The organism is Parapedobacter sp., from assembly GCF_035556095.1.
Classification (GTDB): domain Bacteria; phylum Bacteroidota; class Bacteroidia; order Sphingobacteriales; family Sphingobacteriaceae; genus Parapedobacter.
In genome coordinates this window covers 188,554-204,230 of record NZ_DATMFT010000029.1, presented here as the reverse complement: position 1 = coordinate 204,230, position 15,677 = coordinate 188,554, and the positions used below count along the sequence as shown (strand labels likewise).

9 protein-coding genes, 1 other RNA gene and 1 riboswitch are annotated in these 15,677 nt (G+C 49.5%); of the genes, 6 read left to right on the top strand and 4 right to left on the bottom strand.

The features are described from left to right. Positions 1-6: 6 nt before the first annotated feature. On the top strand, positions 7-1,446 hold the full coding sequence (locus tag VNQ80_RS18695; RefSeq protein WP_325641530.1) for a serine hydrolase domain-containing protein: 1,440 nt from the start codon (positions 7-9) through the stop codon (positions 1,444-1,446). Between the two features lie 13 nt (positions 1,447-1,459). Here the strand turns inward: VNQ80_RS18695 and VNQ80_RS18690 are convergent, their stop codons facing one another. Together VNQ80_RS18690 and VNQ80_RS18685 are read right to left on the bottom strand one after the other, a co-directional pair. Next, a complete protein-coding gene (locus tag VNQ80_RS18690; RefSeq protein WP_325641528.1) occupies positions 1,460-4,012 on the bottom strand; it encodes an ABC transporter permease in 2,553 nt (850 codons plus the stop codon). Then, on the bottom strand, positions 4,012-4,707 hold the full coding sequence (locus VNQ80_RS18685; RefSeq protein WP_325641526.1) for an ABC transporter ATP-binding protein: 696 nt from the start codon (positions 4,705-4,707) through the stop codon (positions 4,012-4,014). Before VNQ80_RS18685 ends, VNQ80_RS18690 begins: the two co-directional genes overlap by 1 nt. Before the next feature lie 291 nt (positions 4,708-4,998). Here VNQ80_RS18685 and VNQ80_RS18680 point away from each other — a divergent pair, with 291 nt between their 5' ends. The 5 genes from VNQ80_RS18680 (at position 4,999) to VNQ80_RS18660 (ending at position 13,744) form a co-directional block, all read left to right on the top strand. Then, complete coding sequence (locus tag VNQ80_RS18680) at positions 4,999-7,821, top strand: S9 family peptidase (protein ID WP_325641524.1); 2,823 nt, start codon at positions 4,999-5,001, stop codon at positions 7,819-7,821. A 284-nt stretch (positions 7,822-8,105) separates the two neighbouring features. Beyond that, complete coding sequence (locus VNQ80_RS18675; protein ID WP_325641522.1) at positions 8,106-10,292, top strand: glutamine synthetase III; 2,187 nt, start codon at positions 8,106-8,108, stop codon at positions 10,290-10,292. A gap of 226 nt (positions 10,293-10,518) precedes the next feature. Beyond that, positions 10,519-10,633, top strand: a riboswitch (SAM riboswitch). A 261-nt stretch (positions 10,634-10,894) separates the two neighbouring features. Beyond that, on the top strand, positions 10,895-12,199 hold the full coding sequence (locus tag VNQ80_RS18670; protein ID WP_325641520.1) for an O-acetylhomoserine aminocarboxypropyltransferase/cysteine synthase: 1,305 nt from the start codon (positions 10,895-10,897) through the stop codon (positions 12,197-12,199). Between the two features lie 78 nt (positions 12,200-12,277). Further along, positions 12,278-13,459 (top strand): homoserine dehydrogenase, encoded by a 1,182-nt coding sequence (locus tag VNQ80_RS18665; RefSeq protein ID WP_325641518.1) that lies wholly within the window; start codon positions 12,278-12,280, stop codon positions 13,457-13,459. A gap of 102 nt (positions 13,460-13,561) precedes the next feature. Further along, positions 13,562-13,744, top strand: a complete 183-nt coding sequence (locus tag VNQ80_RS18660) for a hypothetical protein (protein WP_325641516.1) — start codon at positions 13,562-13,564, stop codon at positions 13,742-13,744. A 33-nt stretch (positions 13,745-13,777) separates the two neighbouring features. Here the strand turns inward: VNQ80_RS18660 and VNQ80_RS18655 are convergent, their stop codons facing one another. Both VNQ80_RS18655 and rnpB read right to left on the bottom strand, forming a co-directional pair. Beyond that, positions 13,778-15,196: a sigma-54 dependent transcriptional regulator gene (locus VNQ80_RS18655; RefSeq protein ID WP_325641514.1), complete on the bottom strand. Its 1,419-nt coding sequence runs from the start codon at positions 15,194-15,196 to the stop codon at positions 13,778-13,780. Between the two features lie 48 nt (positions 15,197-15,244). Beyond that, positions 15,245-15,647, bottom strand: an RNA gene (rnpB, locus tag VNQ80_RS18650) — RNase P RNA component class A. Positions 15,648-15,677 lie beyond the last annotated feature (30 nt).

The following is a 15,677-nucleotide window of genomic DNA, read 5'->3' as shown; positions in this document are numbered from 1 at the left end:
GAAACCATGAACAGGATAGTCTGCATCATTTTATTGCTACCTATATTCCCAGCCTTTACGCAAGGGGAAAATCGCGATCAACAGATCAACCAAGCGGTTTTCAACAAAATTGAATACCATTTCAACCTGCAGGAGACCGACTCCATCTATGCACTGGCCGGCCCCCGCTTCAAGCAATCGCTGTCTTTACAGGCATTCCAAACCGTCATGGCCCAGCAATTATACCCGTTGGGTCAGATCCAATCGGCCGAGTTGAAAGCCTATGAAAACGGAACAGGTATCTATAAACTTAATTTTCTCAGCACGCCATTGCAGGTTGTGCTAGGGCTGGATAGCCTGAACCGAGTGGAGACATTCCTTTTCCAACCCTATGCAGGCGATCCCGTGCCGGAAAAGAAAGAGGTGATCTCTTCCAGCAGTTCCGCTACCTCCAAACTCGATTTTTATATTGATTCTGTGGCCTTGGCCTACAGCCGGAAAGGCCACACCCATGCGCTGGCCATCGGGGTAATCCACAATGGAAAAACAAGCAGCTACTATTACGGGGAAACGGAAAAAGGAAACAAACAACTACCCGATGAAAACACCTTGTTTGAAATCGGGTCGATCAGCAAGACATTTACAGCGACATTGCTGGCCTACCTTGCGCAAACCCAATTGTTGAATGTCGATGATGCGATTACCAACTACCTTCCCGATTCGGTAGCTGCAAATCCAGATCTAAAGCGTATCACACTCCAACAATTGGCCAACCACACATCGGGCTTACCACGCATGCCGGCAAATATCGACGCCACGGCAGCGTCACATCCGCTCGACCCGTATAAGGATTACACCCAAGCAGATCTATATAGCTTCTTAACATCATACAAAGCGACTGCTCCACCTGATTCGATGTATAGCTACAGCAACCTCGGCTACGGCTTATTGGGTGATATCCTCTCCACGGTGTACGGAAAACCATATAACGAGATGGTGCAGGAAATTATCTGCCAGCCGTTGGGCTTGGGAAGCACCACGGAGTACCCTTCCCCCGATTCGCAATACGTGGCCAAAGTGTATAACAAGGATGGCCAAGAGACGCCCCTTTGGACCTTCGATGCGTTTACCGCACATGGCTCGCTGAAATCGTCGGTAAAAGATCTCCTTACCTACGCGAAAGCCCATTTCAAAATGCCAGAGACCGATCTTGAGCATGCCTTGGCCCGTACCCGCCAATTTACGTTTTTCAATCCGCCCGATACGGACATCGGCCTGGCGTGGCACATGAATTTGATGGGCGACGAGCTGATCTATTGGCACAATGGCGGCACCTTCGGGAGCAGCAGTTATATGGCGTTTTCGCCCGACAGGAAGATGGCCGTTATTGTCTTATCAAATACTGCTGAATCGGTCGATAACGTGGGGGTTTCCATCTTGAATTCCATCCTGGCGGCCAAGCAATAAATAGTATTCGGTACTACACCTCTTTCCGCAAAATCTCCAACGGCGGGCGCAGCGTTACCCCGCGGCTATTAGCTAATCCGATCAACACGGTCAACAATGCAACACTCAACATCAATAGCACCATAGCGGGGATATCGGGCGTAAACGGAATCTCAAAACTGAATACAGCTAACGCCCAACTACCTCCCAACGCCAGCAGTACTCCGGTAAACGAAGCAATGACTCCCAGGAAAAAGTATTCGAGTGCGGTAATGACCAAAATCTGTTTCCGTGTTGCACCCATTGTACGCAACAGCACACTTTCCTTTATGCGCTGGTACTTGCTGATCATCACGGAGGCAATCAATACGACAACGCCGGTGAGGATACTGAAGCCGCCCATGAACCGGATAACGAAACCGATCTTATCCAAGATGGCGTCCAGCACCGAAAGGATTAACCCCAGGTCGATAATGGAAACATTGGGAAACTGCCTTACCACCGCCTGTTGCATACGGGCCGAACTCGCCTCGTTGGGCACACGGGTCATCAGCACATGGAACTGTGGGGCATTATTGATCACCCCCGTCGGGAATATCAGTCGGAAATTGGTCTGAACACGGTTCCAATCGACCTCCCTAAAGCTACCCACAATGGTTGGTATACGCACCCCCTGCACATTGAACAACAATTCATCACCAATTTCCACCCGGATACGGCGGGCATAACCTTCCTCAAGCGACACCCGTGCGGTATCGCCCTTCGCGGCTTCGCCTATCCATTCGCCGGCAGTGATTTTTTCCGAATCACTGAGTTTCGACCGATATGTCGACCGTAGCTCTCCACCCAACGCCCGGCGGGGCACATCAATGGTACTGTCGCGCCGGGCATCGTCAGCGGTAACGCCATTAATCGCCTCCAACTGCACCGTTACGATAGGAACTTCATCCAGTATGGGCAGGCCCTGCGCAGCGATCATTTCGGCCACCTCTGCTTTCTGCGACGACTGGATATCAAACAACACCATATTCGGTTGGTTGTCGCTAGACGACAAAGACACCCGGGTAATCAGCATTCCCTGTACGGCAAATAAGGTGGCGATAAATGCCGTTCCCAAACCAATTGAAATGATCAGAATAACCGTTTGGTTATTGGGTCTAAACAGGTTGGAAAGGCCTTGCCGCCATAGGTAACTCCACGAAGATGGGAAAAAACGCCTAACCAACCAGACCAGGGAACTTGCCACGGCATACAATACCACAAACGACAATACGACACCCACGGTAAATGCCAGTGTCTGGCCAATCCCGTCCAATTGCAGGTAGGCGTAAACAAAAATAAACAGGCCGATCAGGCCATATACCAACCAACTCCAACGATCCTTTACCGGACTCAGCGTATTCAACGACAACCGCAGGGTATTCAGCGGGGCAATATTGCGGATACCGATGAGCGGCAGCAGCGCAAACAACACCGATATCGAGACGCCCAATCCAATGCCCTGCATGATGGCGCCCCACGAAATATCACTGCTGATAGCAACCGGAATGAAATCGCGGAGTACGAGCGGCAGCAGTTGCTGAACCAACGTGCCCAGTAACGCGCCGACAACAGAGCCAGCCAACCCAACACCCACGACCTGTACGAGGAAAATCAAAAAGGCTTGTCGCGAACTGGCCCCCAAACAGCGTAATATCGCGATGCTATTTAGCTTTTCTTTAATATAAATGTGAATAGCACTCGACACGCCGATGCACCCCAGCAGCAATGCCACAAAGCCCACCAACGACAGGAATTTATTCAGATCGGCGAACGAACGGCCAGTTTCCCGTTTACGCGAGGCGATGGTGTCATATCCCATCCGCTGTATTTCCATCAGCGAATCGAGTCCGTCAGCGAGCAAATCGGCATCTGTACCACCTTCCAACTGGAAATAGTAATTGTAATTGATACGGCTACCTTTCTGGTTCAAGCCCGTGGCGGGCAGATATTCCAGCGGAATAAAGACCGCGGGTGCCACCGTAGTGGAAAGGCCACTTTGCCCCGGCGCCTGCTCAAGGCGGCCGGCAATCTCAAACATAACCTCCCCTACTTTCACCGAATCGCCCACTTCGGCGTCGAATTGGAGCATCAACGTCTTATCGACCAGTGCTTGCCGGTGTTTTCTGAACGTTGCTCCTGCCGTTTCGGGAACGGTTTCCAGCTTCCCATAGTAAGGAAACTCACCGTCGAGCGCCCGCACCTGCACCAGCCGGGTGCCGCCGCTATTGGCAAACAGCACCATCGAGGCGAAACTTTGCTCCTCCGAGTAATCGGCACTCAACCCCCGGACAGTATCAATGATCCTACGCCCGCCTTCCGTTAGCTCGCGGTTGGTATGGATCACCAGGTCTGCGCCCACCAAGCTCGCGGCCTGCTTATCAATATCCTTTGCGAGGTTATCACCAAACGAAAAGATGGCCACCAAAGCCACAATGCCGATGATGATTGACGAAATGAAAAGAAACAGGCGGGAGCGATTCCTCCGACTGTCGCGCCACGCCATACGGACTATCCAACGAAATGCAATCTTTTGGCGATTGAGCATCACAATATCGTTTTATGTACCGCTGAATCTGACACAACCATACCACCTTTCATCCGGATAATCCGCTGGGTTTTCGATGCCAACTCCAAATCATGGGTTACCAACACCAACGTGGTGCCCGTATCATGGTTGAGATCGAATAGTAATTTTTCGACGTTCTCACTCGTTTCGGCATCGAGATTACCTGTCGGCTCGTCGGCAAACAGAATCCGTGGCGCATTGGAAAACGCGCGCGCAATGGAAACCCGCTGTTGTTCGCCCCCTGATAACTGCAACGGGTAGTGATGGCCACGATCGGCCAACCCCACTTTATCCAATAACTCAAGCGCCACCCGACGGCTATCGGCTGCACCGCGCAATTCGAGTGGCACCATTACATTCTCCAAAGCAGTCAACGTAGGCAGTAACTGGAAATTCTGAAATACAAAACCAACAAATTGGTTGCGCACCAGTGCCCGCTCATCTTCGGTAAGCGAATCTAAAGACACGCCGTTCAATACGATGCTGCCTGCACTGACATGGTCCAGCCCGGCACAGAGGCCCAATAAGGTGGTTTTACCGCTACCTGAAGGGCCTACTATCGAAACAGTGGACGCTTCTTCTACCTCAAAATCAATTTGCTGTAGCACCGCAAGCGATTTGCCCGCATTTTGATAGGTCTTGCCGACTCCCTTCACACTTAATATCGTAGCCATTTTAGCCCTGTTTTCAATTAATCTGTCTGTAAATTCGTTTCAGCCCTTACCAGCGGGCGTACGGCAAGCTGCCGATTTCTCGCAAAGTACGCAAAGATTTTTATGCAAAGGTGTTAAGAACTTTTCCGTGCCGTAGTTTTGACTTCGGTCTGGCAGTGTTGTTACACTGCAAACGTGTTGAGGGGCGAAGCATTGTACCGACTATTGTAAAAATAACATTACAGCTTCGGCCAGTCGCCGTTTTTATTTCAATATTGCATCATTTATCGCACCATGAATCTCCATATAACAATGATGACTGTACACCGGATTTTTACTTTTTTATTAGTTATTTGCGGTACCTATACCGCGTGGGCACAAAAAAGACCCTTGGACCACGATGTTTACGATGGCTGGGAGACCATCAGCTCGACTGCCATTTCCGACGATGGGCGCTTTATTTATTATGTCGTTAGTCCGCAAGCGGGCGACGGCCAACTGGTAATCACCAATCCACAGAACCAGCCGTTGGCCCGTATCGATCGCGCTACCAACGCCCGTTTTTCTGCCGATGGCATGTACCTGATTGCACATATCCAACCGCTTTATCACGAAACACGAGAGGCTAAGATCGCAAAGAAAAAAGCCGAAGAAATGCCGAAAGACTCGTTAGCCATATTCACGCTGGAATCGGCTGAACTGCAAAAGATACCTTTTGTAAAATCGTACAAAATACCCGAGGAGCCGAGTGACTACATGGCTTACATTACAGAACGCGCCGAGACGCCGAAAGACACCACAACGAGGGATAGTACTGTCACTAAAAAACAGGATCGCAAGAAATCCGAGCCTACGTTACACATCCGGCACCTTCCCAGCGGTACTGACACCATCATCGACCGCGTGGAGGACTACGAATTCAGCATCGACGGAAAAGTACTCGTATACACCAGAAAAGCGGAAGAAAAGGACAGCATCGGCGCAGATGCCGGATTATACTATTATAATTTCGCAACGAAGCAGTCGCGGCATATCAGTCGCGGAAAGGGTACTTACAAGAACATCACATTCGATGACGCGTCTATCCAACTCGCGTTTACAGCTCACAAGAGTCCAGAAAAATCGCTCCAAAAGGCCTTCCATCTCTATTACTACACCCCAGGCCAGGACAGTGCGCTTATCTTGGCTTCCCGTACCACCAACGGTGTGCCGCAAGGATGGCATGTGAGTGGAGAAGGAAACGTCCGGTTCAGCAAAAATGGCGAGAAACTCTTTTTTGGCATCGCACCTATCCCACGGGTGAAAGACACCACGCTGGTGGAATTCGAACACGCAAACGTAGACATCTGGCACTGGAAAGACGACTATTTGCAAACACAGCAGTTGGTCAATCTCCGGCGGGAACAGCACCGAAGCTATCTTGCCGTAACATACCCTAAGCAGGGGCGCAGGGTAATTCCCTTAGCCGACGAACAACTTCCGGACACCCGGCTTACCGAAGATGCCGACAACACATACGTGTTGGCCACCACCGATCTGGGCCGCCGAATCGAGACCCAATGGTGCGCTGGAGCGTTCGAAGATATCTATGTCGTTTCCACGATAGACGGTTCACGTAGGAAGATCGCTGAACAGATCCGCGGCCGCATGAGCATCTCACCGACGGGAAATTACGTTGTATGGTTCAACCGCACGGACAGCAATTGGTACAGCCACGACATAAAGGCGGGTAAAACGACACCATTAAACGCAGATTTACCGGTCAGTTTTGCAGACGAAGATAACGATGTACCCGATGACCCGAGCGACTACGGCATCGCCGGATGGAGCGAAAACGATGAGGAGATTTTCATTTACGACAAATACGACATCTGGGCATTCCATCCTGACGGCTCCGAACGCCGACTGGTTACCAACGGCGCAGGGAGGAGCAATCAAATTACCTTTCGATACCAAGACCTAGTGGAAAGCCGGCCGGCACGGCAACGGCGCAGCCGCGACATCATTAATACGAAAGAACCGCTCATTTTATCGGCTTTCAACCACATCACCAAGGAAAACGGGTGGTATCGGACCGATGGCGACAAAAGCCGGGATCCCAAAGAAATGACCGTGGGGCCCTATCGCTATCACCAAGCCAAACGGGCGGTAGATGCCAATAACTACCTATATACCAAGGAAAATTACGTTTTGCCACCAGACATCTACGTTTCGAAGGATTTTGTTAAAGAAACCAGATTGAGCAACATCAACCCTCAGCAACAACACTATAATTGGGGTACTGCCGAACTGGTCAGGTGGACGACGCCCAACGGTCACGAAGCTGAGGGAATACTCTATAAACCCGAGGACTTCAGTCCAGACAAAAAATACCCGGTTATCTCCTATTTCTACGAAGAATTGTCCGATGGGCTGTACAGCTACATTCCTCCCACGCCTACACCATCACGGCTAAACATCAGTTTCTTCGTGAGCAACGGTTATCTTGTATTTGCACCTGATATCCATTATGAAATCGGGCACCCCGGCCGATCTGCCGAGGAATACGTGAACTCGGGGATGGAGGAATTAAAAAAACAACCCTGGGTTGACGGGGACAAAATGGGTATCCAAGGCCAAAGCTGGGGTGGATATCAGGTAGCCCATCTGATTACACGCACCAACATGTATGCCGCAGCGTGGGCAGGTGCGCCCGTGGTAAACATGACATCAGCCTATGGCGGTATCCGCTGGCAAAGCGGAATGAACAGGCAATTCCAATATGAGCGGACACAAAGTCGTATCGGAGCCACACTGTGGGAAAAACCCGAATTATACATCGAGAATTCCCCCCTATTCCACTTGCCTAATGTGACGACCCCCGTCGTTATTATGCACAATGATGAAGATGGTGCCGTACCCTGGTACCAAGGCATCGAAATGTTCACTGCACTTCGCCGCCTGCAAAAACCGGTTTGGCTCTTGAATTATAACGGCGAAGCGCATAATCTTATCCATCGCCAAAACAGAAAGGATATCCAGCGACGCGAATTGGAGTTTTTCGACCACTTCTTGAAAGGGAAGCCTGCCGCCCCTTGGATTGAACATGGTGTACCCGCTACCTTGAAAGGAATCGATTGGGGATTTGGCGACTAATCACGCCCCCCATCATTAGCTCACCAACGACCTGCCTACTTGTTCCGGCGACATGCGCTTGCATTGGCCTAATATACCCCATGTAGAGATTGTCTACCACTCTCTCCAGCTAGCTTTCCGAAAAATCACAGCCCAAAAACAACAATAAATAATGAATTTTCAATTTTTTTATAATAAAAAACTGATTTCATGAAAAAAATCAATGAAATATCATTTTTTTTATAGAATTTTGAGCCATAAATTAACAAAAAACAAAATACACAGATAAAATTAACAAAAAATACATGTCAGGATTAAGATTCAAAGCGGTAGAGACCGCAGTTTCACGATTAAACAGGGTGGACACCCACGAAACAACCAAACCATCTCTATTTTTCGGAAAAAACGTATTCACAACAGCGAAGATGAAAGAATTCCTTCCGAAGAATGCATACGAAGAATTGATAGAGACCATAGATGGCGGAAAGCCCATTACCCATGATCTTGCCGAGCACATCTCGCAAGCGATGAAAAGCTGGGCAATCAGCAACGGTGTAACACATTACACTCACTGGTTCCAGCCACTTACGGGCGCCACCGCGGAAAAACACGATGCGTTCTTCGAACCACTGCCGGATGGTTCAGCCATCGATAAATTCACTGCTAGCGCGCTGGTGCAGCAGGAACCCGATGCATCCAGCTTCCCAAGCGGGGGCATACGCAACACCTTTGAGGCACGGGGTTATACGGGTTGGGATCCCTCATCACCAGCGTTTATCTATGAGACAGGTGGCAGCAAAACACTCTGTATCCCCACTATTTTTGTTTCCTACACCGGAGAAGCACTGGACTACAAGGCGCCGCTATTGAAGGCAATCAATGCGCTCGACAAGGCAGCCGTAGACGTTGCCAACTTCTTCGACAAATCAGTCACCAAAGTGACAGCGTCACTCGGTATCGAACAGGAATACTTTTTGGTAGACCTTGCATTATTTAATGCGAGGCCCGATTTACAGTTGACGGGCCGTACATTATTCGGCCACATGTCGGCTAAGGGTCAACAGCTGGAGGACCATTATTTCGGCGCCATCCCTGAGCGCGTATTGGCGTTCATGGTCGACCTCGAACAGGAGGCCCTCAAACTAGGTATCCCGTTGAAGACACGCCACAACGAAGTGGCCCCCTCGCAATTCGAATGTGCGCCGATGTTTGAGGAAATCAACTTGGCTATAGACCACAACCAATTGTTGCTTAATTTGATGGAGCAAGTGGCACTCCGCCATAAGTTCAAGGTACTGATCCACGAAAAACCATATGCAGACATTAACGGATCCGGTAAACACAACAACTGGTCGATGATTACAAACACCGGTGTGAATTTACTTTCACCGGGCAAAACACCGAAGACCAACCTGATGTTCCTGACGTTTTTCGTCAATGTTATCAAAGCGGTCCACGAGCATGCCGATCTATTGCGGGCATCCATCGCCAGTGCCGGCAACGACCATCGATTGGGCGCCAACGAGGCACCGCCGGCCATCATCTCTATCTTCCTTGGAAGTCAACTCAATGCGGTACTCGACGAAGTGGAAACGGCCAGGGTAGCCAAAAAGGTGAAGAATGAGGCTTTGTTATGGCACGGTATTCCAAAAATTCCCGAATTGCATCTGGACAATACCGACCGCAACCGGACTTCTCCTTTTGCTTTCACCGGCAATAAATTCGAATTCCGTGCCGTGGGTTCCGCATCGAATAGTGCAAGCCCGATGACTGTCCTTAATACCATCGTTGCCAACCAACTCATTGATTTCAAGACGGAAGTCGACAAGCAGATTAAAAAGGGAACAAAAAAGGACCTGGCATTGCTCAACGTCGTCCGCAAATACATTAAGGAATCAAAAGCCATCCGGTTCGAGGGCAACGGCTACAGCCAGGAATGGGAAGAGGAAGCTCACAAGCGCGGACTGTCGAATATCAAAACCACACCAAAAGCACTGGACGTGTACGTTAGTGAATCGGCGCTCGAAATGTTCGAAAAGCTGGCGATATTCAGCCGACGCGAAAGTGAAGCACGCCATGATATCCTGCTGGAAAATTACTTCAAGAAAATCCAGATCGAGGCACGGGTCATCGGTGAGATTGTAACTAGCCTCGTGGCTCCCGCAGCGTTCAATTACCAGAACGCCCTTATTGAAAATATAAAGGGTCTTAAAGACCTTGGATTGAAGACCGAAGCGTACGGGTCGCAAATGAACTTGGTAGAGCGTATCTCCAACCACATCAACACCATCCTAGTCGATGCGGAAGCGATGCGCCAAGAACGAAAAAAAGCAAACGTACTCGACGACACACGGGAGAAAGCAATTGCTTACGACGAAAAGGTGAAACCGTATTTCGATAAAATCCGCTACCACCTCAATAAACTGGAGCAGATCATCGATGATCGCCAATGGCCGCTACCCAAACTGCGCGAGCTCTTGTTTGTTAGGTAGCGTTGTTTAAATAAAAAAGGTACTTAGAACCTATATGCACCAAGCTTTTCCGCAAAGGACAGGAAACCCCACGTCCTGAGCGGTATGCTTGGTGCTTTCCTGTTTTCTCGCGCGGTTACTACAAAGGCCTTTTTAAAAAAAACTTGCACAACCCGACCACACGACCTATATTTGCATCCGTTGCGTGTACACCCGCACAAATCAATTCCTCTTGAAAACAGGTCTTGGTTTATAAAGAAGTGGCGAGAGACTGGCTCAATGACCCGCTGGCAACCATCCACGAACGGTGGAAAAGGTGCCAATTCCTGTCCCAACCGGTATGGATTGGGAGCATATAAATGGTAAGACGATGAATACGTATCAAGCAAACAGTACCCCCATCCGAGTCACCGGAAAAACCGGTGGAAATACCGCGTGGCATATTGCCACCCTGCCACACCGAATGCGTAGTGGGACGGCTCACCATTGTGGTTGCTGTTGATCCCAAGGACCACCGTGCCCTTATGGTTCGTTATCTCCTCGTGGATACGGGGAGTAACGCGTACCCGTTACATATACACGTTAATCTAAATAAAAAAGTAAGTTTATTAAATCATTGAATCATGGCTAACGAAAATCTGAAATTTGAAACACTCCAAGTCCACGCCGGACAAGAGGCGGACCCCACCACTGGCTCGCGCGCGGTACCGATTTATCAAACCACCTCATTCGTCTTCAACAGTGCAGAACATGGCGCAAACCTTTTTGCGCTCAAGGAGTTTGGCAACATCTATACCCGGATCATGAATCCGACCACCGATGTGTTCGAAAAGCGGATGGCAGCGCTTGAGGGTGGTGTAGCCGGCTTGGCCGTTGCTTCGGGCCAATCGGCACAATTTATTGCACTGACCAATATCCTGGAAAGCGGCGATAACTTCGTCACGGGATCGAGCCTGTATGGTGGCACATATAACCAATTCAAAGTATCGTTCAAACGACTTGGCATCGAAGCTCGGTTTGCAAAGAACGAAACACCGGAAAATATCGAAGCTGCAATCGATGAAAAAACCAAGGCAATCTATGTGGAAACCATCGGTAACCCCAGTTTTAGCATCCCCGATTTCGACCGTATCGCGGCTATTGCAAAAAAACACGACCTCCCGCTCATCGTAGACAACACTTTCGGTTGCGGTGGTTACCTTTTCAAGCCATTGGAACACGGTGCACACGTGGTGGTAGCTGCTGCAACGAAATGGATTGGCGGGCACGGCAACAGTATTGCTGGCATCATCGTAGACGGTGGTAATTACAATTGGGGCAATGGTAAATTCAAGCAGTTCAGCGAACCTTCAGAAGGTTACCACGGACTCGTATTCAGCGATGTGTTTGGCGTGGATAGCCCGTTGGGCAACATCCAATTTGCTATCCGAGCCCGTGTAGAGGGGTTGCGCGACTTCGGACCGGCCCTGTCGCCGTTCAACTCCTTCCTGTTATTGCAGGGGCTGGAAACGCTTTCGCTGCGTGTACAACGCCACGTAGATAACACGCTGGAAGTGGCGAAGTGGCTTGAGCAACACCCCCAAGTAGAAAAGGTGAAATATCCGGGATTGAAAAGTGACCCCAACCATGCCAACGCACAGAAATACCTCAAAAATGGCTTTGGGTCGGTATTGTCTTTCACCATCAAAGGCGGAGCTGAAAAAGCGGATGCATTCATTGATAACTTGAAACTGATCAGCCACTTGGCGAATGTGGGCGACACCAAGACGCTCGTTATCCATCCGGCTGCGACGACGCATCAGCAATTGTCGGCACAGGAGCAGGCAGAAGCCGGCGTTTTCCCGGGCGAGCTGCGATTGGCCGTAGGTATCGAGCATATCGACGACATCAAGGGTGACCTACAACAAGCGTTTGAGCAAGTAAAATAAGATGATTTCGCCGGACGGATTGTCCGGCGAATCTTTTTCCCAACCCAGAAAAGTAACAAAATAACATCAGCAGCAAACATGAACAACAAATTGACCTTGGGCATTTTCGGATTCGGCGTGGTAGGCCAGGGACTATACGATATCATCAGTACCAAACACCTCAACCTAGCTATTAAAAAATTTGTCATCAAACACCCCGAGAAAAAGCGCAGCCTGCCGGCTGAGCTATTTACTACTGATGCGGGCGCTGTATTAGACGACCCGGAAATCAACACGGTTGTCGAACTGATAGACGATGCCGATGCAGCCTTTGACATCGTTGCACGTGCGCTCCGTGGTGGCAAAAACGTGGTGTCAGCAAACAAAAAGATGATTGCAACGCACCTTGAGGAACTGGTGGACATCCAAAACCAGCACGGCACGAGCCTGTTGTATGAGGGGGCGGTATGTGGGAGTATCCCGATTATCAGGAATTTGGAAGAATATTACGACAACGAATTGCTGCACTCCATCTCCGGCATCTTCAACGGCTCGTCCAATTATATTCTCTCCAAAATATTCAATGAAAACCTCGCCTACGACACGGCATTGCGGCAGGCGCAGGACCTCGGATTCGCCGAAACCGATCCAACGCTGGATGTGGGTGGATTTGATCCCAAGTTTAAGCTGGCTATTGTCGCCTCGCACGCTTATGGGCTTTATATTTCTCCCGACACCATCCTCAATATCGGCATCGATAAACTACGCACCCAAGACATCCGTTTTGCGAACGAGAAAAATCTCCGCTTGAAGCTCGTACCTACCGCGAGGGAAATCAACGATAACGCTGTCATTATGTATGTGCTGCCCAAATTGGTCGAAGCAGACAACATCCTGTATAATGTGGAAAATGAATACAATGGAGTATTGGTAAAAGCCGCATTTGCTGATGAACAATTTTTCTATGGCAAAGGCGCGGGTGGCCACCCTACGGGATCGGCCGTACTTTCGGATATTGCTGCCTTGCGCTATGGTTACCGGTACGAATACAAAAAACACATTGATGCCGGCGGATTGCGGTATAGTACCGATTGGGAAATTTCGGTGTATCTCCGTTATGACGATGAACAGACCGTCGAAAAACTCGGGTTTACGTCAATCAGTGAGCGGTATTACGCCCAAGACTTCAAATACGTCATCGGCAGGGTCAACCTACGCCATATTCTTGAAAACAGAGATGAAATAGACCGCGACGGCGTATTCATCGCAGAAATCGGATAATCATCGATTTGTAACAAAAGAGGCTAAAGGCAAACATTGAGCGTCTTTGTACATTATAATTTATATATTGTACAAATTGTAATACGTTAAAGAAATTGCGACATGCAGAGCACCGTTGCGTCGTTTATTGCCTCATTTGGTGTTCCCGCCGTTGTCCAACAAAGTGACACAGCGGCTGTGGAGAACACTTGGCAGACTTATGGCTACATTGCCTTGGGGGCAATCGTGCTGATTATTATCGTGGTGGTACTTATTAAAAAACAGCACCGTAAATTCAACGAATAAAACCAGCCCGCCAATAGATGAATCTGGCAGTGGCTACGGTTCCCTTTTCAGTCCGAATTTCTCAATTTTACTATACAGGTGGCTCCGCTGGATGTCGATTTCATCCGCAGTTTTGGACACGTTCCAGCCGTTCTTCTCCAACTTATACTTGATAAACTCCTTTTCTGTATGGTCTTTGAAATCCTGGAACGACGTGAAATCATCGTAATTCGCAATCGGGCTTCCATCAGGTGTAGGACACGGCCTGTCCACACCGGCGGTGATTTCCGTATTTTCCACCGCCGGCATTGCACTACCGGGGTTCGCAAATGCCCGTACGTCTCTATCGGTAATCGCTTTGTCGCTTAGTATAATCAACCGCTCCACCATATTACGCAGTTCTCGAATATTACCCGTCCATGGTAGCCTTTTCAATGCTTCCATTGCGTCGTCGGTAATTTTCTTTACGGGCATGTTGTATTCACCGCACACCTCTTCGCAAAATTGTTTTGCCAGTACGGGGATATCCTCTTTACGCTCCACTAACGGGGGCACGTGGATGATGATGACACTCAACCGGTGGTAAAGGTCCATACGGAAATTACCCGCATCGATTTCTTTAAGCAAGTCCTTGTTAGTCGCCGCGATGACACGTACATTCACGCTGATTTCCTTTTCCCCACCTACCCTTGTCACCTTATTTTCCTGCAATGCCCGAAGCACCTTAGCTTGGGCCGAAAGGCTCATATCGCCGATTTCATCAAGAAACAGCGTGCCGTTATCCGCTTGTTCAAACTTACCGATACGTTGCTTGATAGCAGATGTAAACGACCCCTTTTCATGACCGAAAAGCTCACTTTCAATCAATTCCGAAGGTATGGCAGCACAATTCACCTCAATGAGGGGCGCATCGGCCCGTGTCGACTTTTCGTGAAGCCACCGGGCCACGAGTTCCTTTCCGCTGCCATTCGCCCCGGTTACCAACACGCGGGCTTCGGTGGGTGCTACCCGCTCAATGGTCTCCTTGATGCGCAAAATGGCCTCGGAGTCACCCAATATATCTCGTGTTTTACTGACTTTACGCTTCAGCACCTTGGTTTCGGTAACCAGCGTACCACGTTCGAGCGCATTACGTACGGTAATCAGCAACCGGTTCAAATCGGGCGGTTTGGAGATAAAATCGTAAGCACCTTTTTTACTCGCTTCGACGGCAGTTTCTATGGTGCCGTGTCCTGATATCATGATAAATGGCAAATCCGGCTTGATAACCAATGCTTCGGTGAGCACCTCCATGCCGTCCATTTTGCTCATTTTGATATCGCAGAGCACGAGGTCAATATCTTCTTTCTTGATTATAGCCAATCCATCGGTACCATTATCGGCATCAATAACCTTATAGTCTTCATATTCGAGAATCTCACGCAATGTGCTCCGAATGGCCCGCTCGTCGTCAATAATTAATATTTTGGTCATTTATTCAGTTGTGAATGGCGCTTTATCATTTAAAGTTTACTTGTCTAAAAAAAGGCAAACCCTATAAGCCGGATTCTGTATCCCTCGCCTAGGGCGGGGTTTCTATCATTTATCTGGGCCTGCCATCACTGGCAGGCTCGAGCAGTCTACCCGTTGCGGTTCCGCCGGTGACGGATGGAGACGAGCAGCCTCCTGGTGTCCACAACCTATTTGACCTTTCAACCCCCGGGGTTTACCGCGATGCATGTCACCATGCAAAGCCGTGGGCTCTTACCCCACGTTTTCACCCTTATCCGCCAGCTGGCGGACGGTTTATTTTCTGTGGCACTTTCCGTGCTCCGTCTCGCCTGAAGCGAAACGGAACCCTTCCCGTTAGGAAGCGGGGTGCTCTGCGTTGTCCGGACTTTCCTCCCTCCCACCGTGGCGGAAGAGCGATAGAACAGGTTTGCCTTGCGCAAAGGTACATAATAAGTTATTAAGT